Genomic DNA, 26,104 nt, shown 5'->3' on the forward strand with positions numbered 1-26,104 from the left:
CATCATGACAGACTCAAATCTGCGCGTTCGGCAGGCCATTGAGGCTTTCAAAGCCGGTGAAATGGTTGTGGTCACCGATGATGATGATCGCGAAAACGAAGGCGATCTGATTGTTGCGGCGGTGCATTGTACGCCGGAAAACATGGCGTTTATTGTGCGCTACACCAGCGGTATTGTTTGTGCGCCGCTGAGCCGTTCGCAAGCTGAGCGCCTTCAGTTGCAGCCGATGGTCGCGAATAATGATGCGCCGCACAGCACTGCATTTACGGTGTCGGTTGATTACCGCCACGATACGACCACCGGTATTTCGGCGGCAGAGCGGTGCTCGACAGTGCGCGCACTGGCCAATCCGAATGTCGGCGCAGTCGACTTTGTGCGCCCGGGTCATATTTTTCCTCTGGTTGCCAAGGAAGGCGGTGTTCTGACACGGTCTGGTCACACAGAAGCCGCCGTCGATTTGTGCCAGCTTGCTGATTTGCCGCCAGTGGGGGTTATCTCCGAACTGGTCAATGATGATGGCACAGTAAAGCGCGGCGCTGCGGTTGCGGCGTTTGCCGAAGAGCACGGTCTTAAATCAATTTCCGTGGCCGATCTGATTACCTTCCGCCAACGACGGGATAAATTGGTGGAGCGCGTGGGTGAGCGCCACATTCAGACAAGTTTTGGCGAGGCGCGCGCCATTTCCTACCGCACACCATTTGATCCCATGCAACATCTGGCTCTGGTCTTTGGTAATATCCATGACGGCGCGCCGGTGCCGGTGCGTCTTCACATGGAAGACATTCTGGGTGACGTTTTCGGGGCCAATTCGACCCTCAAGACGGGAGCAGCCTCAATTGCGGAAGAAGGCAGGGGCATCATTGTCTATCTGCGTGAAGGCGGTGCAGGTGTGACGTCGGATTCAGAACGCGAGTTACGTGGCCCCACGCTTTCCCCGGATGAAGAGGAAGCCCACGGATCGACCCAAAGCCGCGAAGAGGCCTGGCGTGAGATCGGCCTGGGCGCGCAGATATTGCGTGATCTGGATGTGTCCAATATTCGACTGCTGGCCTCCCGAAAACGCCACTATGTGGGCCTCAAGGGATTTGGGATTACGATCTCAGAGACCGACATTCTCGACGTTTGACGCTGTCACGGGACGCACCACAAAGCGCGTCAGGATAAAGGCAATGATCGAGCAGATGGCAATTGCAATCACCATGGGTGTTGCAGTTCCATCGAAAAATGGCCCGGCCACCATCACAGCCACACCACCTGCCACCATTTGCAGAGTGCCTCCAAGTGAGGATGCCAGTCCGGCGATTTCACCATGCTCTTCCAGCGCCATGACCATGGTCGTGGGGAACACCAGACCGAGACATGCATTTGCCAAAAACAGCAACCCGATAATGACGGGCAGTGTTCCAAAACCGGCAAGGGTCAGGATCAGCAGAAGGGTGGAGAACAGCATAAACCCAGTCACAGCGCCCGAAACTGTGCGGATCATGCCGAACCGCTCGCCAAAGGGGGCTGCCAATTGGGAGGCTGCGAAAAATCCAACGGCGTTCGCTGCAAAGGCCAGGCTGAACTGGACAGGGCTCATGCCAAACTGGCCGGTATAGACGAACGAGGCGCTGGCAATGAAGACGAAGAAACTGGCAAGGCCAAAACCGCCGATGAGTGTCAGCATCATGAAGCCACGATCCAGAAACAGGGTTTTGGTGCCCGTCGCAAGATTTTTCAAATTCACCGGGACACGATGTTCCTTTGCCAGTGTTTCCGGTTGCAAAAATGCGGTCATCAAAAGGCTGAGAACCGCCGCGCCGCAGAGGATCGCAAATATGGACCGCCAATTGCCGATGTAGATCACGCCGCTGCCAGCCAGTGGGGCAAGCATGGGCGATATGCTGATGACCAGCATGATCAGCGCCATCAAGCGGGTCGCTTCCGCACCAGTATGCAAATCGCGGATGATCGCGCGTGGTATCACCATGACGACCGCAGCACCCAGACCCTGCACAAAACGAAACGCTATCAGCGTCTCAATCGACGGGGCAAAGGTGCAGCCGAGGGAGCCAGCTATGAAAATGGAAAGGCCTATATAGAGCGGCGGCTTGCGCCCGACCTGGTCGGCCAGGGGGCCATAAACCAGTTGTGCCAGGCCAAACGCGATAAAATAGGCTGTCAGCGTCATCTGGGCGCCGGCAATTGTGCTACCAAGATCGGCCGCCACATTTGGCAATGCAGGTAAATACATGTCGATTGCAAATGGGCCTACTGCTGACAAGAGGCCAAGAATTGCTGCTGAACGAAAGAGTCCACTGGACATGGCTAAAGCCTTTTTCAAAGTCGGACACAGAAACGGCGCACATTAAGCGCGCCGTCCTATACCGGTTTTAGAGTTGGCCTGTCACATCAATAATGATGGGCGAGTGATCAACTCTTCTGATCACGGGCCTTTTTGATGCTGTCACCCAGCTGATCTTTGCCAACCGCGCCAAACAGAACCTGGTCACCAACCACATAGGATGGTGTACCGGTCAGGCCCAACGCATCTGCCAGCATATAGACTTCCTGAATGGTCTCGGCAGCCCGATCAGTTTGGGTGGCAGCCTCCAGTGTGGCACCATCAATTCCGAGGCTGGTTGCAACCCGCATTGCCTTGGCAGCATTTGCCTGACCTGGCCCAAGCAGCAGTTGCAGATGAAACTCTTCAAACTTCTCAGGGGCCAATTCACTCACAGCAATGCTGACACGGGCAGCTTCAACCGATCCTTCCCCAAGAACAGGGAATTCTTTTAAAACAAAGCGCAGATTGGGATCCGTTTCCAAAAGCGCCAACATATCCGTATGGGCTCGTTTGCAGAAGCCACAATTATAGTCAAAGAACTCCACCATGGTTACATCACCATCGGGGTTCCCCAGAACAACCTGATTGGGGGAATCGAAAATCTGTGCCTGCATGTTGGCGACGGCTTCAGTCCGCGCAGCTTCAGCCATCTGTTTCTGGCGCGACTCCAGCATATTTAATGCTTCTGCGATGATTTCCGGATTTTCAAGAAGATAGTCGCGCACGATAGACCGAATCTCATCCTGTTGCGCTTCAGGAAAACTCTGCGCTGATACAGGCACCGCGAGCGGCACAAGCAGAACTGCAGGCATGATAATGCGTGCCAGGCGGGAGAGTGTCAGTTTCAAAGGCATTGTATTGTTCCTAATGCAAAGTGATTGGCTTGAACGGTGCCGGGCCAAATGCTCGAACGAGTAGTTGGCGAGACTGTAGCAAACCAAATACCAAATTTTTGCTAAGGTCAGCAATTATGCTTGTCGCTTACGCCCGATACGCCCGATTAGTTGGTACTGAAATATGAGTTAGTCTAGATTTCCAGCCCGTGCCGGTCAAATAACGCTTTTGTCATGGAAGCCCGCAATTTCCGCGCAATCAATCTGGAGCGACCCCTCCGAAATACGCAGTCAGATTTGCAGCCAAAGCCTTATAGGTGGCAACGACTTCATCCAGATCGGGCACCACAACTTCATCGATCCGATGAAGATGAGGGCAGGTAACCACGGCTATGGCACGCGAAAAAGAATCAAACACCGGAAATGACAGATCGGTCACGCCCTGTGTGGCTTCGGATGGGGCCTGCTCGTAGCCACGGTCAAGAATGGCCTCGAGGCGTTTTTTCAGGATGGCCCTATCAGGTCTCGGCTCTCCAAGGGCGAGGCGATGATTGTCCAGCAGGGCTTTGCGTTCCTCCGAAGGTCGAAAGGCTGCCAGCACGCGCCCGGTCCCCGTATTGGTCAGTCCAATGACAGAGCCCGCGCGCATTGCAAGTCCCCAGTTTCCCGGAGAGGGATGCGACGCGACAATGACGACCATCCAGTTATCTTCCATCCCGATATGACAGGATTGCCAGGAACTTTGTGCCGCGGTCTGCATCAGCGGTGCGGCATAGGCCAGCAATCTGTGCATCGGCGGATGAAACTGTGCCAGCGAGAACATTTTCAGGGAAAGCGCAAAAAGATCACTTTTTGCATCACGTGAAATATAGCCCCGTTGCAGCAGCGTTGTCAGCATACGGTAAATCTCGTTTGGAGAGCGCCCGAGTGCCTCGGCAATGTCCTTCTGAGACAAGCCATGACTGCGCTCTGCCAGCAACTCGATGATATCGAGGCCCTTGTCGAGAGCCGGCGCGCGATACTTGTCATTGGCACTATCGTCCATAATGGCCTCTCATTCATGTCCACATACGGAATTATGACTTAAAAAAATAAATTTACAAACGAAGATATCATTTGTATATGAATTTCAAACATTCATGGGAGCGATCATAATGTCTTCATCATTACGTCTGGCGGGAAAAACTGCCCTGATAACTGCAGCCGGTCAAGGTATCGGCAGAGCCACTGTAGATATGTATGTGGCTCAGGGCGCAAAGGTGTTCGCAACGGACATCAATTCCGCCTCTCTAAGCGTTTTTGATGGCGTGGAACAGGTAACAGCCATGCCATTGGACGTGACAGATGCGGACGCCGTTGCCAGCACCGTAGCGGACATTGGTCCGGTTGATGTGCTGTTTAACTGTGCCGGATATGTCCATGCGGGAAACATTCTGGAATGCAGCGACGAGGACTGGACCTTCGCCTTTGATCTGAATGTGACAGCCATGTACCGGCTGATGAAACTGACCTTGCCTGGCATGCTTGAAAATGGCGGTGGGTCAATCATCAACATGTCCTCTGTGGCGTCTTCCATAAAGGGCGTTCCCAATCGCTTCGCTTATTGTGCGTCCAAGGCGGCGGTCATCGGCATGACCAAATCCGTTGCTGCGGACTTTGTGACAAAGGGCGTGCGCTGCAATGCCATTTGCCCGGGCACCGTTGATACGCCCAGCCTTCATGAAAGGCTTCGGGCTACGGGCAATTATGATCAGGCCTGGAAAGATTTTGTTGCCAGACAGCCAATGGGCCGTGTCGGCAATGTGAACGAGATTGCAGCTCTGGCCACCTATCTGGCCAGTGATGAAAGCGGCTTTACAACGGGACAGGCCCACGCCATCGATGGCGGATGGGCCATATAGAAAGAGGATTTTGACATGAAATTATTGCGATACGGGCCACAAGGATCCGAAAAACCCGGACTGCTGGACGATGACGGATCAATCCGCGATCTTAGCGGTGTGGTTTCCGATGTTTCAGGCAAGGCTTTGAGTGAAGGGCTGATCGATAGCCTCAGCGGACTGGATGTAAAAAGCCTCCCGGTGGTTGATGGTAATCCACGCTTGGGGCCATGCGTTGGCGGCGTCGGTAAATTCATCTGTATCGGTCTCAACTATGCAGATCATGCTGTAGAAAGCGGTATGGAGCTGCCTGAAGAGCCGGTGATCTTTTTCAAAGCGACCTCGGCCATTTGTGGCCCGGACGATAAGGTTGAAATTCCACGCAATTCGGTCAAGACAGACTGGGAAGTCGAGCTGGGTGTCGTCATCGGCAAAGAAGCCAAATATGTGTCGGAAGCAGATGCTTTGGACCATGTTGCCGGCTACTGTGTCATCAACGATGTCAGCGAGCGGGACTTTCAGTTGCACCGCTCCGGCCAATGGGTCAAAGGCAAATCTGCTGACACCTTCGGGCCTATCGGGCCATGGTTGGTGACGCGGGACGAAGTGGCTGATCCTCAGGATCTGGCCATGTGGCTTGAAGTGAATGGCCACCGTTACCAGAACGGCTCCACACGCACCATGCATTTTGGTGTTGCAACCGTGATTGCACATCTGTCGCAATTCATGTCGCTTCAGCCGGGGGATGTCATCTCCACGGGAACGCCTCCAGGTGTTGGCATGGGCCAGAAACCGGAAACCTATCTCAAGCCCGGTGATAAAATCGAGTTGGGCATTGATGGACTTGGCCAGCAATCCCAGGATGTGGTTGCAGGCTAATGGTCAAGATTACCGGACTGACCACACGCGATCTCAGATTCCCGACAAGTCTGTCTCTGGACGGCTCTGATGCGATGAATCCGGATCCGGATTACTCGGCTGCTTACGTCATTCTGGAAACAGATGGCACTCATGAAGGGCATGGACTGACCTTCACGATTGGACGTGGCAATGAAATCTGTATTGTTGCCATCAAGGCACTGAGCAATCTTGTGGTCGGTCTGGACCTTGACTGGATTCGCGATGATATGGGCCGTTTCTGGCGTCATATCACTGGCGACAGTCAGCTAAGATGGATTGGACCCGACAAGGGGGCGATCCATCTGGCAACAGGCGCGGTTGTCAATGCGGTTTGGGATTTGCTCGCCAAGGAAGCCGGCAAGCCGGTTTGGCAATTGGTTGGCGACATGTCGCCAGAGGAAATCGTCAAACTGGTGGATTTCCGCTATCTGGCCGATGCCCTGACCCCGGAAGAAGCGCTGGCGCTTTTGAAGAAGGCAGAGGCTGGTAAAGCAGAACGGATCGAACGTCTGAAACAGGAAGGCTACCCTTGCTACACAACGTCAGCAGGCTGGCTTGGCTATTCGGACGAAAAGCTGCGCGGTCTCTGCCGTGAAGCGCGGGAGTCCGGTTTCACCCACACCAAATTCAAGGTGGGGCGTGATCTGCAGGATGATATTCGCCGCCTGACAATTGCCCGGGAAGAACTGGGCGAAGAAATGACCATCATGATCGACGCCAACCAGGTCTGGGAAGTCAAAGAAGCCATCGACTGGGTCAAGGAACTGGCTTTTGTACGCCCGTTCTTCATTGAAGAACCTACCAGCCCGGACGATGTTGCAGGCCACAAGGCCATTCGCGACGCAATCGCGCCCATCAAGGTCGCGACCGGTGAAATGTGCCAGAACCGCATCCTGTTCAAACAATTCATCGCTGGCGGTGCCATTGATATTGTTCAGATCGATGCCTGCCGCCTTGGCGGCTTGAACGAAGTGTTGGCCGTGCAGCTGATGGCCGCCAAATATGGCCTGCCAATCTGGCCGCATGCTGGTGGCGTGGGCTTGTGTGAATATGTCCAGCACCTGTCGATGATCGATTATGTCGCCATTTCAGGAGAGAAGGACAGCAAGAGGATTGAGTTTGTGGATCATCTCCACGAGCATTTCATCAATCCCTGCATCGTAGAGGATGGCGCCTATCAGGCGCCACAAGCAGCGGGCTTCTCAATCGAAATAAAACCCGAAACGCTCAACAATCCGGACTTTATCCACGGATAGAAGTCGCCGTTTCAGGGATGGCCGTCAGGCCATCCCCACCTGCGGCAACTGGGTTGGCAACGCGTCATCCGGACGTGATGCGATCATACCTTCAAGTGTGGCACGCATATCCGCATAATCCGGATTTTCGTACAGGTTGACGCATTCATTCGGATCATTCAGCAGATCATACATCTCGCCGTCACCGCTGATCATATCCTTGCTCAATCTCTGGGTCCGTGTCCGCACTGTCCGCAGATCGAGCGCAACACCGGAGCGGGAGGAACGCAAATCCCACTCATTATAGGCAAATTCACGGTGTGCATCATCTGTCTCGATTAGGTCACGCAGGCTTTGGCTGTGCATATCCATGAGTTGCGGCGCATCGGCGTAATCCAGGATTGTGGCCGCAAAATCCAGATTGGACACCGGATCAGTAACCCGCTTTCCGGCAGGGATCCCAGGTCCTTTGATGATGCAGCCGACCCTCAGCAGCCCGTCATACAGCATGGGGCCTTTCAACAGCAGGCCGTGATCACCAAGCCAGTCGCCGTGATCGGCTGAATAGATAATGATTGTATTGTCATCCAGTCCAAGATGGCCAAGCTCTGCCATGATCCGACCGACATTGTGATCAATCAGCGCTATCATGCCGTAGTAATTGGCGATGACTTCACGCAATTGATCATCGCTCATAACCGGCGTGCGCGAGTATTTCGTGCGAAATTCTGCCAGATCTTCCCGAATGTCGGGTTTACCTTCCAACGCCTGCTTATGCCACCAGGGGCGTTTTTCCAGATCAAGCGTACGGTTTTCCGGCAGATCAACGTCTTCTGGCCGATGCAACAGGCTCCAGGGAACGGGGCAGTCAAAGGGATGGTGTGGATCAGGAAAAGAGGCCCAGATGAAAAACGGCTCATCTTCGTCCTGTACCTCATTGATGCGGGCAATGGTCCTGTCGGCCACCCAGGTTGAGTTGTGCCACACCGGGGGAAGCCCTGAATGCCATGTCTGTGGAGCATCCTTTGTATCCGGTCCCACATTGGCCGAGTAGGCTTCGTTCTTTTCAGCGCCGTACCCGTCTCCATAATACCAGTTTTCATAATGCTGGCCATTGGGCGGCTGCAGGGGAAGATGAATATTGTGTCCTTCGACAACCAGTTCGACATGGGAAAATCCCATATAAGGGCCAAACCAGTCTTCTGAATAATTTGCCATACTGTCACGGCATTCCGCCGAGCCAGTTGGCTCAAATGTATGTGCGGTGGCAAAATGAGCTTTGCCGATGAGTGTGGTGCTGTAGCCTGAGGCTGTTAAAGCGCCGCCAAATCCTTTTTCACCCAATTCAGGGTCCAGATCGATGCCATTGTCCGAAACCCCATGGGTTCTGGGCAACAGACCGGTGACCAGAGACGCACGCGCAGGCTGACAGACCGGATTTGAGGTGATGCAAGTGGCAAAATGGGTGCCCTCACGCGCCAACTGGTCCAGATGCGGTGTCTTGACCTTGCGCCCTTCAAACCCGAAACAGTCGCCGCGATGCTGATCAGCTGTGATGAAAATGATGTTTGGCCGTTTACTCATGAACTGCTTCCTGTATCTGGGGCATGTGTTGGCCCTGCCGATGGCAGGGCCAAACGGCTTACTTATTTGATCAGCTTTGCAAGATCAGACATGCTCTTGGCAGATGCGCCAATATAAGCTTCAGCTTCATCCAGCGGCTTCCAGATGGGTGTCACACCGTAGCTTCTGGCAAAATTCGTCCAGTCGTCGGACTGCGCCATGCCGCCGAAGATTGTGGCCAATTTAGCCATCACATCATCCGGCGTATCCTTGGGTGCCCAGAGCGCGGCCCAGATCCCAAGATCATGGGGAATGCCAGCTTCTGGAAAGGAAATCATATCTCCTTTGAATTTGACAAGCTCAAGCTCGGTTGAAGCCACAAGAAAGACCGCTTCTCCAGCATTGACTGAGTCCAGTCCTGCGGGCGCACCAGGCATACCAGCGTCAATCTGGTCACCAAGCAATGCGGCCATTGTCGGGGCGCCGCCACCATAGGGAATGATGTTCACGTCGATATCAAATGTGTCTTCAATGGCAATCACGGCAAGATGCTGCGGGCTGCTGAGCGCTGGCACGCCAACAGTCAGTTCGCCCGGACGTTCTTTTGCAGCTGCCACAAAGTCAGCCAGTTTTTCCCAGCCTTTTGAAGGGCGTGCCAACAGCCATGCGCCACGCAGGTTGAAAACGCCAATGGGGCGGAAATCTTCTGCGCTGACGGGAAGGTTTTCCTGAAACAGCGGCAAGGTGGTCATCACGGTATCGGCGACCAGAAGCGTATAGCCATCCGGCTTGGCACGTGATGCCTGTAAAATCCCGGTCACACCACCGCCACCTGTTACTGAATCAATGACAATCGGCTGATCAATGAAATTGTCAGACATTTTCGTCAGGCCGCGAATGGCCGTGTCAGTTGCGCCGCCGGGCGCAAATGCATTGATGATCTGGATGGGCTTCGATGGAAAATCCTGGGCCATCGATGCGCCATTGAATGAGACAGCAACAGCCGCCGCTATTGCCGCTAGTCCGGCTATTCTTGAAGTTATATTTTTCATTGTTTCCTCCTGTTAAAAAAGTCATGCGTCGGTCGATTGTTTGGCCTGTGTCTCGGATTTCTTTTTTGATTTTGAGACAAAGTCGTAGAGAAGCTTTCCCGCAAGCAGGGTCAGCAGAATGATGCAAATCAGCGAGATCGGGCTGGTGAGAAACACCATCGCGTCGCCGCGCGAAATCATCAGCGCCCGGCGGAAATTACTTTCGATGACCGGTCCCAGGATCAACCCCAGGGCCAGGGCGGGAATAGAGAACCCGAACCGATGCATCAAATAGCCGAGCACACCGAATGACAGGGCAATCATCATTTCAAACGTATTGTTTGTACTGGCAAAACTGCCTGCCAGCGCCAGCACCAGAACACTGCCAAGCAGCATGGAGCGATCAATGCGCAACACTGCAGTGAAAGGTCTGATCAACAGAACCGCGGCCAACAGGGTGGTCAGATTGGCAACCCCGAGCGCTATCAGAATGCCGTATGCCATATCAGGGCTTTCACGGAAAAACAGCGGGCCCGGTTGCAGCCCGAACAACATCAGTGCGCCCAGCATGATTGCCGTGGAGCCGTCGCCGGGAATGCCAAGTGTCAGCATCGGAATTGTAGCGCCGCCGGTGACGGCGTTGTTGGCAGCCTCTGGCGCTGCCAGGCCTTGCGGGACGCCTTCTCCGATTTTGCGATCGCTTTTCAAAAACCCTTTTTCGATCTGGCGTTTGACATAGGCAAAGGACAACCAGCCGGCAGTATCCGAGCCAACGCCCGGAACAACGCCAAGGATAGATCCGATGGTCGTGCCAACCGCCAACTGCTTGCGCATGCTCCACAATTCGCGCATCAGCGAAACCAGATTGAAGCGTCCTCTTTTTGTTGGGGGCTTGGCGTTCACAGCTTCTTCGGACATGTCGACCAGCACGGTTGCAATGGCGAACAGGCCGACAATCGCTGCCAAAAACGGAATGCCACCAAGCATTTGATAGTATCCCAGCGTCAGTCGTGGCGTGCCTGTCAGCTCATCCAGTCCAACTGTTGCCAGGATCAAACCAAGGCACGAAGACATCAGGCCTTTCAGCAGGTCCCGGCCAGACAGGCTGGAGACAGCGGCCAGCGCCATAAGGCCGATCATGGCCAGATCAGCAGATGAAATCCGGACCGCGTAAAGACCAATGACGCCAACCAGAGGCACGGCAACCATCCAGCTTACAGTCCCGCCCACAAAGGAAGAGCCAATCGAGATCGCCAGCGCCCGTCCGGCTTCTCCCCGCTGCGCCATGGGAAAACCTTCCATGGCTGTGGCGGCGGCAGCTGGTGTGCCGGGAGTGCGAATGAGAATGGCGGCAAACGCACCGCCGGTTTTGGTGCCGACATAAATGCCGATCAGGATCATGAAGGCAGAAAATGGCTCCATCCCGAATGTGATTGGAATGAGAATGGCCAAAGCCATTGGCGATGACAGGCCCGGCAGAACGCCGACCAGCAAACCCAATGCGCTGCCAACAAAGAGAAACGCAAAGCTCATTGGCTGAAAAATATCAGCAAACGCTCCGAGGATGTGAGAGGTCATGATCTCACCTCACAATCCCGACAATGTAGACAAACAAAATGGTCAGGAAGCCTGCTGATAGGGCTGTGCTGATGAGAAGCCGCTTCAATGGGCGCACGCCGAAAGACAGGAACACCAGGAATATGAATGCGAAGGTGAGGGGTGCAAATGGCACCAACCGGAACAGAAGAATGTAGAGCACCATCAGCACAGTTGCTGAGACAATGCGGTGCATGCTGTTCCAGTTCCAGTCGTAGATGCCGTCAAACGTGCCCGATTTGACAACAAACATCAGCATCCGAACAATTGCCAAAACGCCCATGGTACCTGCAGCCAGCCGTGGAAAAGTGCCAGATGCCACCTGACTGCCGCCAGCGTCCATGATGGAACCTGTCTGCACAAAGACCAGAACGGCGATGGCAAGAATAGCGGTTAAAACCAGCAATTCCTGAATCAGCGCATGTCGCATATTGTCCCTCCCCAGGGGGCGGATCCTGAACTGATCCGCCATAACTTGATCAAAGTCTCGCATTCAAGGTATATTCCAATCAAGACTGAATAGGTTGAAATATATATGACAAAAATGAATACCTTTGTTCCCCTGCGTCATGTTGCGGTCATGCTGACCATTGAAGAATATGGCAGCATCAACGCAGCGGCGAGTATTATGGGGATGACCCAATCAGCTCTCACCAAAGCACTGAAAAGAGCCGAGGACGAAATGGGCGTGCGGCTGTTTGACCGCCATGCCAAAGGTGTCACACCGACCCCGTCGGGCAAGCTGGCTTTGGAACACGCGAAAATCATCCGCAGTCAAAGCGATCAGATTATCAATGCGATTGATGGACTGAGAAACTCACCCGGCCGGGTTCAGGTCGGAGCAGGGGCATCATTTCTGGATGCCTTGTTACCACGCGCCATAGCCAATGTGGTTTCGCGTTATCCTACAGCGGAAATCCATTTGAAGATGGATAATGCGGTGGTGCTTTTGAACATGTTGCGGGAAGGTAAGCTGGACTTGTTGTTTGGCTCAGAATTTCCTGGAGCCGCCGCAATGGAGGACATTGAGTGGCTGCCCTTGATCGCAAATGAGATGGATGTGGTCGCTCGATCTGGCCACCCATTGGCCGGAAGACATAACATAGGCCCATCTGACTTGAGAGATTATGGCTGGGTTCTGGGTGGACAGAATGATCCGCCATATCTCCATCTGGAAAGCGTTTTTCGGGCGAAGGGTTGGGTCTTTCCCCATGTCGCAGTGCACTCGGTCTCGCGGACTGTCGCCATACGCATCGTCCAGCAATCCGATCTTTTGACGCTGTTGCCAAACATGCGCACCAATCCAAACCATAGCGATATTGTGCGCATTGATTGCGAAGACCTGACGTGGACGCGCATTGCAGGCATCGCTGTACGCAAAGGCTACGAACTGCCGCCAGCAGGAAGGGCGTTGCTTTCCGAGATTAAAAACGTCTGCAAGACCTATAATTAATCCAGCCTTGGATCAAAACCGTATCCTTTGTGGCATGTTGCGACGAACAGACATGCCCGCAGCTGCGAGTCGCAGGCAGGGCATGAGCTGCGTCATGCGTATGTGCATCTCAATTCATCAAACGGATCAATTGCAGGCGCTAGGAAACAATGAACAACAAGTGTCTGCAAGGAACCGATGATGCTGAGTGCAAAAATAATCGAGAACATAATTGATGCCGTGCGCGAGGCTGGCCGGAGCGAAATCATGCCGCGGTTTCGCAAGCTCGATGCAGCCAGCATCAACTCCAAATCCGCGCCGGATGATCTGGTCACCATCGCCGACGAAAACGCGGAAAAGCTAATTGCAGCATTGGTCCGTCAGGTTCTTCCTGAGGCTGATTTCGTGGGAGAAGAAGCCAGCGAAAAAGATCCCTCCCTGTTATCCCTGATTGACGGCAGCGAAATGGCCGTGATCATCGATCCGGTCGATGGAACATGGAACTATGCCAATGGACTGGCGACCTTTGGCAGTATCATAGCTGTTACAAGGCGCGGAGAGACTGTTTTCGGCTTGCTATATGATCCGGTGATGGATGACTGGATTGCAGCGGAAAAGGGCAGTGGTGCCTGGTCTGTCACCACCGGCGACAGACGCGTCTTGAACTGTACCAAGCCTCAGGACGGTCTATCTGGATATATTCCCTTCAACATGTTCTCGCCTGATGTGAAGAAAAATCTCTTTGAAGTGTTGCCGCAGTTTGACCGGGTCGCGTCATTGCGTTGCTCCTGTCATGAATACCGCATGCTGGCGCAAGGCCATGTCGGCTTTTGCATCGCTGCGTCGCTGAAGCCGTGGGATCATGCCGCAGGTGCCTTGATTGTCGAGGAGGCCGGTGGTGTTGCCAGGCTCATCGACAACACGCCTTATCGTCCGGGTGTCTTTAAAGGCACCATGCTGACCGCGATTAGCGAAGATGTATTTGAAAATGTGACCGCCATTTTGCAGCCTGTGTTTGCCAAGCAGTAGGCTCAGCTTTGTGTGGGCTTTTGCGCCAGTCTTGAGTCTTTGTGTTCTCGGTAAACCACGTAAAGTCCAGCCAGAATTGTAATCATGATACCTACTGCTGCCAGACCATTGGGCAAATCTTTGAAAATCAGAAATCCAAAAAATGTTGCCACCGGGATTTCAAGATATTGCATGGGTGCAAGGGTTGCGGATGGTGCAAATTTTAAAGACCACGTCATCAAAAGATGCGCGCCAGTACCCAGAACACCGATTGAAAGTAAAAGGTAAATTTCGGTGGCATTTGGGTATACAAATTGTGAGCTTATGGGTGTGCCGCCCAGCGCGAAAGCTGCATAGGCAAGCGCCAGAATGCCGACCGCTATCATGCCGCTGACAGCCTGCAGGCTGATAGGATCAACATCCTTTGCAATTTGACGCGTGACCAGCATGAACAATGCAAAATCCACAGCAACGACCAAAGGCAACAAGGCTGGCGCACCGACTTCGGAAAAACTCGGTTGGATAACCAGTAATGTGCCGAAAAAACCGACCGCACAAGCGGACAGGCGCCGATAGCCGACGGTTTCGTTGAGAACAAACCGGCCAAGCAGAAGCAGGATAAAGGGCATCACGAATGCGATGGCGATTGCGTCAGCCAATGGAAGATATTTCAGCGACACAAACATCGCCCCCACACCCACAACATGCAGCACTGTTCGGATGACAGTCAGTGAAAATATACGCCGGCTCATATGAAAATGGCGTGTTGTCACAATCACAATTGGCAGCAAAATGAGCGCCTGTAACGCAAATCGGACAATCAACAACTGCAACAGGGGAATCGTGCTGCCCAATAGTTTCGCGATGGAATCTCCCAATGGCGCGAGTAGACAGAAGCCGATCATGAGGCTGATACCCAAAACAGGGCGGTCATTGTTCATTGGTAAATTACCGAAGGTCGAATCTGGTGAGGAACTTGGTTGGCGCACACCTTCAGGTTTTAGCTGCAGGGATGCAAGACCCTGATTGATAGCCGATCTCAACCGGTTTTAAATTGAGTGTTTCAGCCGCTGCGATTGCCGCATCTCAGGTTTCAGATACATCACAGGAAGGCTCGGTCCGTTTTTCAACATTCATATTGAAGGGTCTTGCAGACCTTTCTCGACAACTGGAAACCAGATCTATCGTTCTGATATTAGTGCATCGCGGAACCACGCTTCAACGGCTCAAGTCCTAGAGCAGGGTCCATAAGTGGAACAGCAATCCAGCCAGAAACGAGCCACCCAAAGCCAGAGCAAGATACAAGACAAAAACCTGTTTCTTGACCAACGCGAAGACGGCAAGCGCTGCGGGCAGGGAAGTCACCCCTCCGGCGACGAGAAATGCCAGTCCCGCGCCCGGTGCCATGCCCTGTTCCACCAAGCCGCCAACAAGCGGGAGGGCCGCATACCCATTCAGATAGGCCGGGACTCCAACCAATGTTGCGATTGCAATTGGCAAAACACCTTCCCCGCCAAGCGAGCGCGACACAAGGTCAGCAGGCAGATAGGTCAGCATCAGGCTTTCCAGAATGTAAGCCAGGAACAGCCATTTGGTCAGAAAGAGTGTGATTTTGACGCCTTCACGAAAAAATCGATCAACACGTGTCTTGTCCTGCCAGAAGCGCCACGCGACCGGCTTTGCCATGCTGACCTTCGTTCCACCACAGCCGCCATTGCCAACACCGTCTTTCAGTGTATCAAGCAGCCTTCCGTTCGCTGAAAGAAGATAGACCACCGTGCCGCCCAAAAGGCCCAGACTTACAGCTGCCAGTGTTTTCACAAGTGCAAATTCAACACCCAGAACGCCTGCAGTCAGCACGAACATGGACGGGTCCATAATGGGTGACGCCAGCCAAAAAGCCATGACAGCTGCCAAAGGCACACCCATGGACAGGAGTGCGGCAATTAACGGGATCACACCACAAGAGCAGAACGGAGACAGCGCGCCAGCAATCGCGGCCAATACAATCATCTTTCGCGGTGATCCCTGAAAGACGCGCGCAATTAAACCATCAGCGCCCGTTGCGCTGGCATAGGCTGCCAAGCCAATGGACAGCAGCAGAAACGGAAATGTTTGCAACAGATTGGAAAGGGCAAACTGGAAGCTGCTGGATGCCTGTGGCGGGTTTATCGCCAGCAAGACAGACAATATCAGCAGCGAAACAAACCAGACCTGTCCCTTGTTCCAAAAACCAGCGACATTTATGACGAAGGGCCAAACTGCAAACGGCTTTGATTGTAACATTTCTAAATATCCGGATTTATAGTTATTTAAAGTCAAAAAAGGGAGGCCGCGTTCTTCTCAGGCCGCGTCCTCACTTGCAACGCCCAGACCAATGCAACACTCATCCGTCAGGAAAGAAACAGTCTGATTCATGATGTCAAAATCAACGCGGTTCAGCACTTCGCGGCCATTTTTCTGCTGAACAACAAGGCCTGTATGAACAAGGCTGGACAGATGATGAGACAGGGTCGAGGCCGGCATTTTCAAATGCGATCCAATTTCACCGACATTCAATCCTGGTTCTCCGGCCCGCACCAGAAGACGATAAATCTCCAGACGTGCTTCGTGGCCAAGGGCTGCAAGCAGGGGGGCATAGGTCATGTTCTCATTCATCCTACTAATATAACTAATAATCTAGTTATGTAAAGACTTTTCAAATGTACGGCGTTACTGGTCCATTATTGACCTGAACGACCACCTCTGATTCTGTGGAGTGGGGCTGGTGCGAAGGAATTGCCGATGAGCTATGTGCATGCCTGGAAATCCAACGGCGAGATTATTTCGAACAGTGACGCAATTGCCCCTTGGTGGAGCATTACGAAAACAGTCATTGCTGTGGCATGCCTCAAGTTCTGGGAAGCTGGTGATCTGGAGCTTGATAAGCCGCTCCGGAATCGTCCTTTCACGCTACGGCAGCTCTTGAGGCACACAGCTGGTGTTCCCAATTACGGGCGCGTCAAAGCCTATCACGATGCAGTATCGGGAAAGCAGAAAGCCTGGTCCGCCGAGAAGCTTTTAGCTGTTGTGAAGGCTGACACTCTGGATTTTGCGCCGGGCCAGGGATGGAACTACTCCAATACAGGCTATCTGCTGGTGCGGCAGCTGTTGGAAGATATTTCGGACAGACCCTTTGCTGAACTCATTCATCGAACCATTTTTGGCCCCCTTGATCTCAGCTCTGCTTCCATCGTGCAGACAAAAGCAGACCTTGAAAAATGCCGGTATATGAAAAACACCGGGTATGATGCCGGCTGGGTCTATCACGGTCTGGCAAGCGGAACGGCGGCGGATGCAGTTGGTTTTCTCGATCATATTCTCCACTCCGACTTTCTGACGCCCGCTTCAAAGATGGCTCTGCAAGACAGGGTTGAGGTTGGTGGACCTCTGCCCGACCGGCCCTGGCAGACCTGCAATTATGGTTTGGGTGTAATGTGCGGTGAGACGAAAAATGCAGGGCAGGTCATCGGCCATTCTGGCGCGAGCCCATTTTCGGTTTCGGCGCTGTATCATTTCTCCGATTTGCCGGTTCCGGTAACGGCCTGTGCGTTTCATTCCGGCACTGATGAAGGGAAAACTGAATGGGAGGTTCTGCGGCTGGCTCAAAAGTGCCAATAGCTGCTGGAGCCGCTTTGCACAGGCATTCTTGTCGTTTGACCTGTGCCAGTTTATGAACGCTTCCATTCACTGCCCGAAGCCTTCAAACCTATGAGTCAAACTTCCATGAAGACCACCCCCTACAAACTCGCCGCTTCTGTGCGCAGTGCGGTCGATCCGTTTTTGGCAATGGATGTCATGGTGGCTGCCCAGGCGCGCTCGGGAGAGGGCAAGCAGGTTCTGCATATGGAAGTTGGCGAGCCAGGACATCAGGCACCTTTGATCGTACGGGAAGCCGCAAAAGCTGCCATTGATCACGACCGGATTTCCTACACACCGGCCTTGGGGCTATTGTCCTTGAGGGAACGCATTTCCGCACATTATCAGGACGCCTACGGGGCTGTCGTTCCACATGAACGGATTGCCATCACAACCGGATCTTCGGCAGCGTTTATTCTCAGCTTTTTGTCGGCTTTCGACGCTGGCGCGCGTGTTGGCCTGGCAGCGCCAGGCTATCCGGCCTACCGTAATGTTTTGAAGGCTCTGGGCCTGGTTGCCGTCTCAATCCCGGTCAAAGCAGAAAACAGATATGTCATCACAGCCGATGATCTGCAGGCTGTGCATGATCAGACGCCACTGGACGGCGTGTTGATTGCAAGCCCGGCCAATCCATCAGGCACCATGCTGTTGCCAGATGCATTTGCGCAATTGATCGCGTGTTGCGCGCAGAACGGCATCAGATTTATCTCGGATGAAATCTATCATGGGATTGTCTTTGAGGGCACAGCCAGAACGGCATTGTCGCATACCGACCAATCCATCATCATCAACTCATTTTCCAAATATTACTGCATGACCGGTTGGCGCATTGGCTGGATGGTGCTGCCGGAAGATCTGGTGCGTCCGGTGGAACGGTTGGCACAATCCCTATACATTTCTGCGCCCTATATTTCGCAGATTGCAGCCGCAAAGGCGTTTGATGCATCAGACGAGTTGGATGCGATCTGCCAGCAATATGCCGCTAACCGGCAAAAACTTCTGAAAGCCTTGCCTGAAATCGGGTTTGAGGGCCTTCATCCCGCAGATGGAGCTTTCTACATCTACGCAAATGCCGGGCGCTTCACCAATGATGCTTTGAGTTTTTCAAAATCGCTTTTGGATAACACTGGTGTTGCCGCCACACCGGGCGTGGATTTTGACCCTGATCACGGCCAGACCATGATGCGGTTTTCCTTCGCCGGCGACGAAGTTACCATCGACAAGGCTATTGATGCCATGGCGCGCTGGCTGGGATAGGCAGTATATGAGTTTTTGGGGACCTGTTCTTGCGGGTTTTTCGCTTGGCGGTGGGCTGATTGTGGCCATCGGTGCGCAAAACGCCTTTGTGTTGCGCCTTGGGCTCCTGCGCAGTCACGTCTTTGCAATCTGTCTGCTTTGCGCCTTGTCGGATGCCGTTCTGATTATTCTTGGCATTGCCGGGCTGGATACGCTGGTCCAGCGCTCACCACTGCTTCTGACAACCGTGACTTATGGCGGTGCATTGTTTCTGTTTGTGTATGGCCTGATGGCATTTCGCAGGGTGTTCACGCCGGAGGCAATGAAAACCGCCCAGAAAGAAGCGCCAACCCTGGCAGCTGCTGTCGCAACAGCGCTGGCTTTCACGTTTCTCAATCCGCATGTTTATCTGGATACGGTACTACTGCTGGGAAGCTTTTCGGCCAAATATTTGGGGCAGGAGCGCGTTGCATTTGGCGTCGGCGCTGTAACCGCTTCATTTGCCTGGTTTTTTGGCCTCGGCTATGGCGCGCGCCTGCTTGCGCCTGTGTTCGCACGGCCACTCGCGTGGCAGGTGCTGGACGTGCTGATTGGCAGCGTTATGTGGTTGCTCGCCGCGTCACTGCTTTTTAGCTAGCAGGTTTTGCCGGAGCTGAGATCGATTTGTGCATGGGAGCGCTTTTGTGCTTGGTGCACAAAGACTGAGCTGCCTGTACGGATTTGATGCCGATTTCGCCGTAGTGCGAATCCAATTCCTTATCTTTTGCCCGGTCTTCCTTGCAGCGAAAACCCTTTGATTTCATCAATTGCATCACTCAACTCCAATACACATAGTCAGGTCAGTAACGTGCTGACAACGCACGACATCGCCATATTATTCCCAAGTCTGCGCCAGTTAAGTGAATCAAGTCTTAAGCCAGTGCATCAAATTGACTTGTTTTGAACCAATTGAAATTTGTAGAAAAGCATCGCAGTCGCCACGAAATGCGATATCTATGAGAGCCCAGTCAGGCTGCAGCCTCTTTTTGCGCAGGGATAGTTTTTGAACCGGACCGTCAACAGATCTATTTCACCTGATCCATTCTCGCTGCCAAAGCCCGAGTTAGCGCAGGAGACAGGGCATGTCGTTGTAGAGGCGTCCACAAGAGAACTTGCGGGGCTGGCCTTGCAGGGAATGCTGCTCACAGCTCTCACCTTGGGGCTTTATCGGTTCTGGTATGTCACAAGGGTCCGAAAGTATTTCTGGGCACACACACGCATTGGCAATTACCCGCTGGAATTCACCGGCCATCCAGTTGATTTGATCGTCGGCTTCTTCATGGCTGTAGCAATATTGCTGCCGCTCTATCTGGGTCTGTTTGTTGTGTCATTGGGTTTGCAAAATGGCGTTCTGGCCGCCAATTTGGGGGCTGTTTTGGTAGTGTGGTTTCTCAGCCAGTTTGGGCTGTACCGCGCCAGAAACTACCGCCTTACAAGAATGCTGTGGCGCGGTCTGCGGTTCCGGCAGGGTGGATCCGGTATCATCTACGCGCTTCTGTCGACAATTTGGCTTGTGATCGGGCTGGCCAGCCTGGGGTTGCTTTGGCCAGCGCGCCGCCTTGCATTGCAGGCCTATAAAATGCGCAACACCTGCTTTGGGAACCAGACGGCCAGTTTTGACGCATCACTGACACCGCTTTACCGCGCCGGCTGGCCGTTATTTCTGGGTGTGGCTCTGATCAGCACATGGACAGTCTGGCAATTTGCAAACATCTGGCAGGCAACACCCGGAACGTTTGATATTTTGGATGTTCTGGGATCTGACCTGCGCAATATGAGCTTCGAAGACACTGTGCGCGCAATTCCCTTTGCCGATATTCTTTGGGTCCTGAGCATCGCGGGCTTCGCGTTCGTTGCTGTTTTGGCGCTTGCCGGGCCTTCTTACCTGGCGGCTGAAACACGTCATTTTGCAGGTGCCACATCGTTTGGCGTAGTCAGAATGAACTCAAAGCTCACAAGGTCATCCTTAGTCGCCGTTTGGGGGCGGTTTCTGGCGATCCTGGCAGTTTTCAGCGCCGTTTATCTTGGACTGGGTGCCGTCCTTTTCGGAGCGTTTCTGTATTCCGATTTGCCTGTCGGCATTCTGGACAGCGCCACAACCCGCTTCTGGTTTTTTGCGGCTCTTTTTCTGTATTACTGCATCGGCTTCATAACCTATGCAGTCATTCATCTGGTCCATTTGCGTTTCCAGCTCTGGCGCGCGATCGGCAATTCCATGTCGTTTTCGCCAACAGACCCGATATCCAGCATAGCCGTAGGATCGGCAGAAGAGTTGCGCCGCCGCGATGGGTTTGGCGAGGGTATCGCAGACGCCCTGGACGCGGGCGGGGTGTAAGATGCAGCAAAGCCAAATCTCACTGGAAAATTCGCCACTAGAACAGCACAAATTCAAGGCCGTTTTTTTCGATGGTAAAACTGCCTTAGCGCAGTTGGTGCGTGTCACTGTCGAAAAAGACAAACTGCTTGTTGTCAATTCGAAGACTGAAATGGCAGACAAGGTCAGCCTCGATCATCTGCTGCGCCCCATAACCACATCAGATCAAATCGTCCTCGCTGTCGAAGGCCCGCAAAATGACCGCCGCATTACGATTGAAAAGGTCAATGTGCCAACCGATGTCTGGACGTATCTGAAGACCCTTCCGGAAGCGCGTCGGCAATCCCCGGGCCATCCACTTCGTATCATTCTGGCCAGTGTACTGTTCATTTTGGCTTGTCTCGCCACCTTTACGATCCTCATCCCTTTAGCATCAGACCGTTTGGCTTTAATTGTACCGCGAAGCATTGAACAGACACTTGGTGATCGCCTGGAACGCACCGTGCTGCAGGTTGGTCCTCAGAACATATGCGGCTCGTCATCAGACAATCCCCATCTGGGCTTGCTGGCTAAACGTTTGCAGACAGCAAGCAGCAGCACTGAACCGGTCAGCCTGCACATTATTGATCTGCCGGTGGCCAATGCCTTTGCCTTGCCATCAGGGCGGATATTCATAACTAGGCCGTTGTTGGATCTCAGTCAGAATTCCGATGAACTGATCTCGATTCTTGCCCATGAGATGGGGCATGTTCGAGCGCATCATGCCATGCGCCTGTCTTTACGGGTGGGCGGATCTTCTGCCATGCTCGGCTTCCTGTTGGGTGATTTTACCGGAAGTGCCGCAATCATTGCCATCGGGCAGATCTTGATGGGCACTGCTTTCAGCCGCGAGTTTGAACGGGAAGCCGACGAGATGGCCGTGCAGATCCTTCAGGATCTGGGCGTTTCGCCGCTGGTTCTGGCAAACATGCTGGAGCGGTTGCAGGGGGATGACCAGCAGGTTGGTTTGCTGGCAACACATCCGCTGACCGCTGACCGCCGCGCTTTTCTGACGCAGGCCGCTTTGGCGTGGGACAAGACAACGCAGCGTCCGGAAGCAGAGAAACTTTCAATTCAAAGCTGGGATTCGCTTAAGTTGATTTGCGATTAGCCGGAATCACTGATAAAACGCTCCAAATTCCAGCATTTGGGGCCCAGTATTTGGGGCAGTGTATTTGCCATGTCTGCGGTTGATTTTGAGTACAACGGCTTTAAGAAATCGGGAAGCGGGTATCAGGGTGCTTCCTTCGCACGGATAAGTGCAGGACAACAAACCCGAGAAGATGTATCCCGCTCCGCAATCTGGGCCAGAAAAACAGCTCCCTTGGGATTTGCGACCATTATGTTGGGCGCATTGCTACATCGTTTTGGATTCATTCCTGTTGATGAAATGCTGTCCGTTCTGGGAGCAGGCGCGCTGCTTGCTCTGGCTGCGGTCGGTATGTCGCTCAACAGTTTCATTGATATCTGGCAGTTGGGCGTACGCGGCTTTTTTCGCGCCGCAGTAGCACTGGTCATCAGTCTGATAACATTGGCACCCTTTGCCCTTGTTGTGATTGGGCTGCTTTATCTGCCAAAAGTCAGCGGTGTCACAACGAATGCGGAAGATCCGCCATTAATGCTGGCAGACATTGCCTTTGGCCGGGTTGATCAGCAGGTGCTGACAGATCAGCAAGCGGCCTATCCCGCCATCCAGACTCAGGAATTCCCCCTGCCTGCACCCCAGGTCTATGATCTGGCGCGCGGTGCCGCGGAACGCACAGGGCTGAACATAACCTTTGAATTGCCGCCCATCGTTGCAATCAAATTCATTGAGGTTGAAGGCGAAAGCGTTGCAAGCATACCCGCCCCAAGAGCGAAGCCCATCGTTTTGAGAGACGGTTCGGTGATGCGGCGCACAGTGGCGAAATTCTACACCGAAGCTTCTGCTGAAGGTGTGTTCGAAGCGTCCGGAAAGACCCCAGTTCTGGGCTTTATTGATGATGTGGCAGTTCGCGTTCGCGCCACCAACAATGGCTCAACTGTGGATGTCAGGTCAGCGTCCCGGATTGGCGATCACGATCTGGGTGCTAATGCCAGACGTGTCCAGGCCTTCCTGCGGGAGCTGGATTTAACGGTCAAAGCGCTGAGCGTGAATTAACCGATCAACTGGCAGTTTTGAATCTCGACGAAAGTATCGCCTGAGAATCAGCGGTTTTTACTTTGCCCGCTTCAATCAGGGATTCCAGATGTGCCAGAACCGTCATGGCGGCTGCGCCCTGCAGCTTTGCAGGAAGAGTGCGATAGAGAATTGCGACAAGTTCAGGAATGCTATCCACTCCTTTTGACACCTGATCCAGAATGGCCGTTTCGCGCATGATCCGGTGGGTTTTTAAACCTTTTACATAGGCATGTGCCTGCGGAATTGCGTCGCCATGTCCGGGTAAATAATGCTTCTCTGGACGCGCCAGCAACACGTCCAGCGATCGCAGATAATCAGCCATGGAACCATCAGGTGGCGCAACAACCGTGGTTGACCAGCCCATCACATGGTCACCTGACAACAGCAAGTCAGTGCCACTGATAGCGAAGGCAGAATGATTGGCGGTGTGTCCCGGCGTCAGGACTGTCTCAATTTGCCAGTCGCGTCCCTCAATCTTATCGCCATCCGCCAGGATGTGGTCTGGCATAAAGCCAAGATCAGCGCTGCGACCAAGGATTTCAGTCTCTTCTTGCGTCAAATCGCGATAGGGCTTGTGCGGTCCTGCTGCGTAGACAGCTGCGCCGGTCTGGCGCTTCAATCTTGCGGTCAGAGGTGTGTGGTCGAGGTGACTGTGGGTCAGAATAATGGCATCAACAGAGCGGCCGCCGATGACGGAAATCAGCGCGTCAAAATGTGTGTCACTGTCAGGCCCCGGATCGACCAGCGCCAGAGTTTGTTCGCCAATCAGATATGTATTTGTGCCGCGAAACGTATAGGGGCCGGAATTGGGGGCCGTCATGCGTTTCACGCCGGACGCGATATCCACAGCAAAACCATGTTTCGGATCGAAGTCTGTATTGAAGGAAAGGGCCATCAGGACGCTCCTGCGGGCGCGCAATCTGTTCGCTGCGCCCAAAATGATAAGTTTTCTTGAGGGCGGTTTATCTGGGAACTTGTTTCAAAACAAGCAAACGGCTAAAAGCAGAAAACGAAACACGGCAGGTGGAATTCAACCTGTTATCTTCGTGTTTCAGGAATTTCTCGCAAGTAAGAATATCTCATAAGGATGTAGCCCATGAGTGCTCAAAGTCTGACCTCTCCCAATCCACTCGCAACTGCCCTTTGGCCAACGCAAGCAGAGAGCAGTGCGCAAGCCGCATTGCGCTTTATCGCGCTGGCCATTATCGGAGCCGCATTGCTGGCCATTTCGGCAAAAATTCGCGTGCCGCTGCCATTTACACCAGTGCCAATGACCCTGCAGACAATCGCCATCATGGGCCTTGGTGCGGCCTATGGCATGCGTCTTGGGCTGGCAACTGTCCTGCTATATCTTGCCATTGGTGCATTGGGCATGGATGTGTTCACCAGCTCGACAGCTGACAAAAACGGTCTGGCCTACATGATGGGCGGCACAGGCGGTTATCTGGTTGGCTTTATCATTGCCATGGGCGTGATCGGCTATTTTGCAGAGCGCGGCTGGGATCGTTCGATTGTCAAACTCTTCGGCTTGATGCTGTTTGCTGACGCGATCATTTTTGGCCTTGGCGTGTTGTGGCTCGGCAATCTTGTCGGTTGGGACAAACCGGTTCTGGAATGGGGTCTTTATCCGTTTGTGGTTGGCGATCTGATCAAGATCGCGCTTGCATCGGCGCTTATCCCTGCCATCTGGACTTGGTTGAAACGCAGCTAGACCGGCAACCGTCTATGATTTGAGAAAAACCCGGCCCAGTGCCGGGTTTTTTGTGCCGGGTTTTTTGTTTCGGGCTTCTGAATTCTATGTCCAATTCAGGACAATTTTCCCGCATGCACCCTCATTCATGACAGCAAAGCCCTGCTCATAGTCGCCAATGTCAAAACGATGAGTGATGATGCGTTTCACCGGCAGGCCGCCTTGGATCAGCGCAATGGCCTTGTACCAGGTTTCAAACATCTCACGACCGTAAATCCCCTTGATGGTCAGAGCCTTGAACACGATTTTGGTCCAGTCAACCATGGTCGGTTTTGGAGGAATGCCCAGCATCGCAATGCGGCCTCCCATAATCATATGCGTGACCATCTGATCAAACGCGGCAGGCGCGCCACTCATTTCCAGCCCGACATCAAAGCCTTCACCAATGTTGAGGCGGGCGCGCGCGTCTTCAAGCGTCTCTTTTGCCACGTTGACAGGCACAATATCTGCGCAGGTGCCAGCAAGGGCCAGACGTTCCGGGTTAATGTCTGTCACCACAACCTGTCTGGCACCCACATGGCGCGCAATCATGGCCGCCATAATGCCAATTGGCCCGGCACCTGTGATCAGAACATCCTCGCCCACCAGATCAAATGACAGCGCCGTATGGACCGCATTGCCGAACGGGTCCAGAATGGCGGCAGTCTCATCATCAATATCATCGGGTAATTTGATAACGTTGAAGGCAGGCAGGCGCAGATATTCGGCAAATGCACCAGGAATGTTGACACCAATCCCCTTTGTGTCCGGGTCCAGATGGTATTTTCCAGCGCGCACCGCCCGGCTTTTATGGCCAATAACATGACCTTCTCCGGTTACCCTTTGGCCAATATCAAGATCGCGAACATGAGAGCCAACTGCCACGATCTCTCCGGAATATTCGTGTCCGACAATCAGCGGCACGGGAACTGTCTTTGACGCCCAGGCATCCCAGTTCCAGATATGCATATCTGTGCCGCAAATGCCGGTCCGGTGGATTTTAACCAGCACATCATCCATACCGAATTCCGGGATTGGCATATCCTGCAGGGTCAGACCGGGAGCAGGCTCTGCCTTGACCAGCGCGCGCATATTATGAAT

General features: G+C 53.4%; 25 protein-coding genes. 13 read left to right on the forward strand and 12 right to left on the reverse strand.

The features are described 5' to 3' along the window. The first annotated feature begins 4 nt into the window (after window positions 1-4). Window positions 5-1,126, forward strand: a complete 1,122-nt coding sequence (gene ribB / locus RAL91_RS10225; RefSeq protein ID WP_306261913.1) for a 3,4-dihydroxy-2-butanone-4-phosphate synthase — start codon at window positions 5-7, stop codon at window positions 1,124-1,126. On the opposite strand, the gene RAL91_RS10230 is transcribed toward ribB, so the two are convergent. From RAL91_RS10230 to RAL91_RS10240, 3 genes are all read right to left on the reverse strand, one after another. Then, complete coding sequence (locus RAL91_RS10230) at window positions 1,100-2,308, reverse strand: multidrug effflux MFS transporter (RefSeq protein ID WP_306261915.1); 1,209 nt, start codon at window positions 2,306-2,308, stop codon at window positions 1,100-1,102. The genes ribB and RAL91_RS10230 overlap by 27 nt on opposite strands. A gap of 107 nt (window positions 2,309-2,415) precedes the next feature. Further along, window positions 2,416-3,183 (reverse strand): DsbA family protein, encoded by a 768-nt coding sequence (locus tag RAL91_RS10235; protein WP_306261917.1) that lies wholly within the window; start codon window positions 3,181-3,183, stop codon window positions 2,416-2,418. Between the two features lie 238 nt (window positions 3,184-3,421). After that, complete coding sequence (locus RAL91_RS10240; RefSeq protein ID WP_306261919.1) at window positions 3,422-4,207, reverse strand: IclR family transcriptional regulator; 786 nt, start codon at window positions 4,205-4,207, stop codon at window positions 3,422-3,424. A 109-nt stretch (window positions 4,208-4,316) separates the two neighbouring features. Between RAL91_RS10240 and RAL91_RS10245 the strand changes: the two genes are divergently transcribed. Genes RAL91_RS10245 through RAL91_RS10255 form a run of 3 tightly spaced genes read left to right on the forward strand, consistent with a single transcriptional unit; the run spans window position 4,317 to window position 7,198 of the window. Beyond that, a complete protein-coding gene (locus RAL91_RS10245) occupies window positions 4,317-5,063 on the forward strand; it encodes an SDR family oxidoreductase (RefSeq protein ID WP_306261921.1) in 747 nt (248 codons plus the stop codon). Between the two features lie 15 nt (window positions 5,064-5,078). Next, on the forward strand, window positions 5,079-5,921 hold the full coding sequence (locus tag RAL91_RS10250; protein ID WP_306261924.1) for a fumarylacetoacetate hydrolase family protein: 843 nt from the start codon (window positions 5,079-5,081) through the stop codon (window positions 5,919-5,921). Then, the gene (locus tag RAL91_RS10255; protein WP_306261926.1) at window positions 5,921-7,198 is read left to right on the forward strand and encodes an L-fuconate dehydratase; all 1,278 of its coding nucleotides are present in this window, start codon (window positions 5,921-5,923) and stop codon (window positions 7,196-7,198) included. The genes RAL91_RS10250 and RAL91_RS10255 overlap by 1 nt, the downstream gene beginning before the upstream one ends. A 24-nt stretch (window positions 7,199-7,222) precedes the next feature. Here RAL91_RS10255 and RAL91_RS10260 read toward each other — a convergent pair whose 3' ends face one another. The 4 genes from RAL91_RS10260 to RAL91_RS10275 all read right to left on the reverse strand — a co-directional run bounded on the left by RAL91_RS10260 (window position 7,223) and on the right by RAL91_RS10275 (window position 11,797). After that, the gene (locus tag RAL91_RS10260; protein WP_306261928.1) at window positions 7,223-8,761 is read right to left on the reverse strand and encodes a sulfatase-like hydrolase/transferase; all 1,539 of its coding nucleotides are present in this window, start codon (window positions 8,759-8,761) and stop codon (window positions 7,223-7,225) included. 62 nt (window positions 8,762-8,823) lie between these two features. Next, on the reverse strand, window positions 8,824-9,792 hold the full coding sequence (locus tag RAL91_RS10265) for a tripartite tricarboxylate transporter substrate binding protein (RefSeq protein ID WP_306261930.1): 969 nt from the start codon (window positions 9,790-9,792) through the stop codon (window positions 8,824-8,826). A gap of 21 nt (window positions 9,793-9,813) precedes the next feature. Further along, complete coding sequence (locus RAL91_RS10270; RefSeq protein ID WP_306261932.1) at window positions 9,814-11,349, reverse strand: tripartite tricarboxylate transporter permease; 1,536 nt, start codon at window positions 11,347-11,349, stop codon at window positions 9,814-9,816. Window positions 11,350-11,353: 4 nt separating this feature from the next. Continuing rightward, window positions 11,354-11,797 (reverse strand): tripartite tricarboxylate transporter TctB family protein, encoded by a 444-nt coding sequence (locus RAL91_RS10275; protein WP_306261934.1) that lies wholly within the window; start codon window positions 11,795-11,797, stop codon window positions 11,354-11,356. Window positions 11,798-11,902: 105 nt separating this feature from the next. Here RAL91_RS10275 and RAL91_RS10280 point away from each other — a divergent pair, with 105 nt between their 5' ends. After that, the gene (locus RAL91_RS10280; RefSeq protein WP_306261937.1) at window positions 11,903-12,820 is read left to right on the forward strand and encodes a LysR family transcriptional regulator; all 918 of its coding nucleotides are present in this window, start codon (window positions 11,903-11,905) and stop codon (window positions 12,818-12,820) included. A gap of 180 nt (window positions 12,821-13,000) precedes the next feature. Beyond that, window positions 13,001-13,828, forward strand: coding sequence for an inositol monophosphatase (locus RAL91_RS10285; RefSeq protein ID WP_306261939.1), 828 nt, complete (start codon window positions 13,001-13,003; stop codon window positions 13,826-13,828). Window positions 13,829-13,830: 2 nt separating this feature from the next. Here the strand turns inward: RAL91_RS10285 and RAL91_RS10290 are convergent, their stop codons facing one another. From RAL91_RS10290 to RAL91_RS10300, 3 genes are all read right to left on the reverse strand, one after another. Beyond that, window positions 13,831-14,748, reverse strand: a complete 918-nt coding sequence (locus tag RAL91_RS10290; protein WP_306261941.1) for a DMT family transporter — start codon at window positions 14,746-14,748, stop codon at window positions 13,831-13,833. 292 nt (window positions 14,749-15,040) lie between these two features. After that, window positions 15,041-16,093 (reverse strand): permease, encoded by a 1,053-nt coding sequence (locus tag RAL91_RS10295; RefSeq protein ID WP_306261942.1) that lies wholly within the window; start codon window positions 16,091-16,093, stop codon window positions 15,041-15,043. A gap of 57 nt (window positions 16,094-16,150) precedes the next feature. After that, window positions 16,151-16,453: a helix-turn-helix transcriptional regulator gene (locus RAL91_RS10300; protein ID WP_306261943.1), complete on the reverse strand. Its 303-nt coding sequence runs from the start codon at window positions 16,451-16,453 to the stop codon at window positions 16,151-16,153. A gap of 138 nt (window positions 16,454-16,591) precedes the next feature. On the opposite strand from RAL91_RS10300, the gene RAL91_RS10305 reads away from it, so the two are divergent. From RAL91_RS10305 to RAL91_RS10330, 6 genes are all read left to right on the forward strand, one after another. Further along, window positions 16,592-17,467, forward strand: coding sequence for a serine hydrolase (locus RAL91_RS10305; protein WP_306261945.1), 876 nt, complete (start codon window positions 16,592-16,594; stop codon window positions 17,465-17,467). A gap of 105 nt (window positions 17,468-17,572) precedes the next feature. Beyond that, window positions 17,573-18,742, forward strand: a complete 1,170-nt coding sequence (locus RAL91_RS10310; RefSeq protein ID WP_306261947.1) for a pyridoxal phosphate-dependent aminotransferase — start codon at window positions 17,573-17,575, stop codon at window positions 18,740-18,742. Between the two features lie 7 nt (window positions 18,743-18,749). Next, window positions 18,750-19,358 carry a LysE/ArgO family amino acid transporter gene (locus tag RAL91_RS10315; RefSeq protein ID WP_306261950.1) on the forward strand — a complete coding sequence of 203 codons (609 nt, stop codon included), beginning with the start codon at window positions 18,750-18,752 and terminating at the stop codon, window positions 19,356-19,358. 405 nt (window positions 19,359-19,763) lie between these two features. After that, a complete protein-coding gene (locus tag RAL91_RS10320) occupies window positions 19,764-21,095 on the forward strand; it encodes a DUF898 family protein (protein ID WP_306261952.1) in 1,332 nt (443 codons plus the stop codon). A gap of 1 nt (window position 21,096) precedes the next feature. Continuing rightward, window positions 21,097-22,224: a M48 family metallopeptidase gene (locus RAL91_RS10325; protein WP_306261954.1), complete on the forward strand. Its 1,128-nt coding sequence runs from the start codon at window positions 21,097-21,099 to the stop codon at window positions 22,222-22,224. 69 nt (window positions 22,225-22,293) lie between these two features. Then, on the forward strand, window positions 22,294-23,253 hold the full coding sequence (locus tag RAL91_RS10330; RefSeq protein ID WP_306261956.1) for a DUF1499 domain-containing protein: 960 nt from the start codon (window positions 22,294-22,296) through the stop codon (window positions 23,251-23,253). Window positions 23,254-23,257: 4 nt separating this feature from the next. Here RAL91_RS10330 and RAL91_RS10335 read toward each other — a convergent pair whose 3' ends face one another. Beyond that, complete coding sequence (locus RAL91_RS10335) at window positions 23,258-24,169, reverse strand: MBL fold metallo-hydrolase (RefSeq protein ID WP_306261958.1); 912 nt, start codon at window positions 24,167-24,169, stop codon at window positions 23,258-23,260. Window positions 24,170-24,370: 201 nt separating this feature from the next. Between RAL91_RS10335 and RAL91_RS10340 the strand changes: the two genes are divergently transcribed. Next, a complete protein-coding gene (locus tag RAL91_RS10340; RefSeq protein ID WP_306261960.1) occupies window positions 24,371-24,985 on the forward strand; it encodes a biotin transporter BioY in 615 nt (204 codons plus the stop codon). An 84-nt stretch (window positions 24,986-25,069) separates the two neighbouring features. Here the strand turns inward: RAL91_RS10340 and tdh are convergent, their stop codons facing one another. Next, window positions 25,070-26,095, reverse strand: a complete 1,026-nt coding sequence (gene tdh / locus RAL91_RS10345) for an L-threonine 3-dehydrogenase (RefSeq protein ID WP_371932538.1) — start codon at window positions 26,093-26,095, stop codon at window positions 25,070-25,072. Window positions 26,096-26,104 lie beyond the last annotated feature (9 nt).

This window comes from Pararhizobium sp. IMCC21322 (assembly GCF_030758295.1).
Classification (GTDB): domain Bacteria; phylum Pseudomonadota; class Alphaproteobacteria; order Rhizobiales.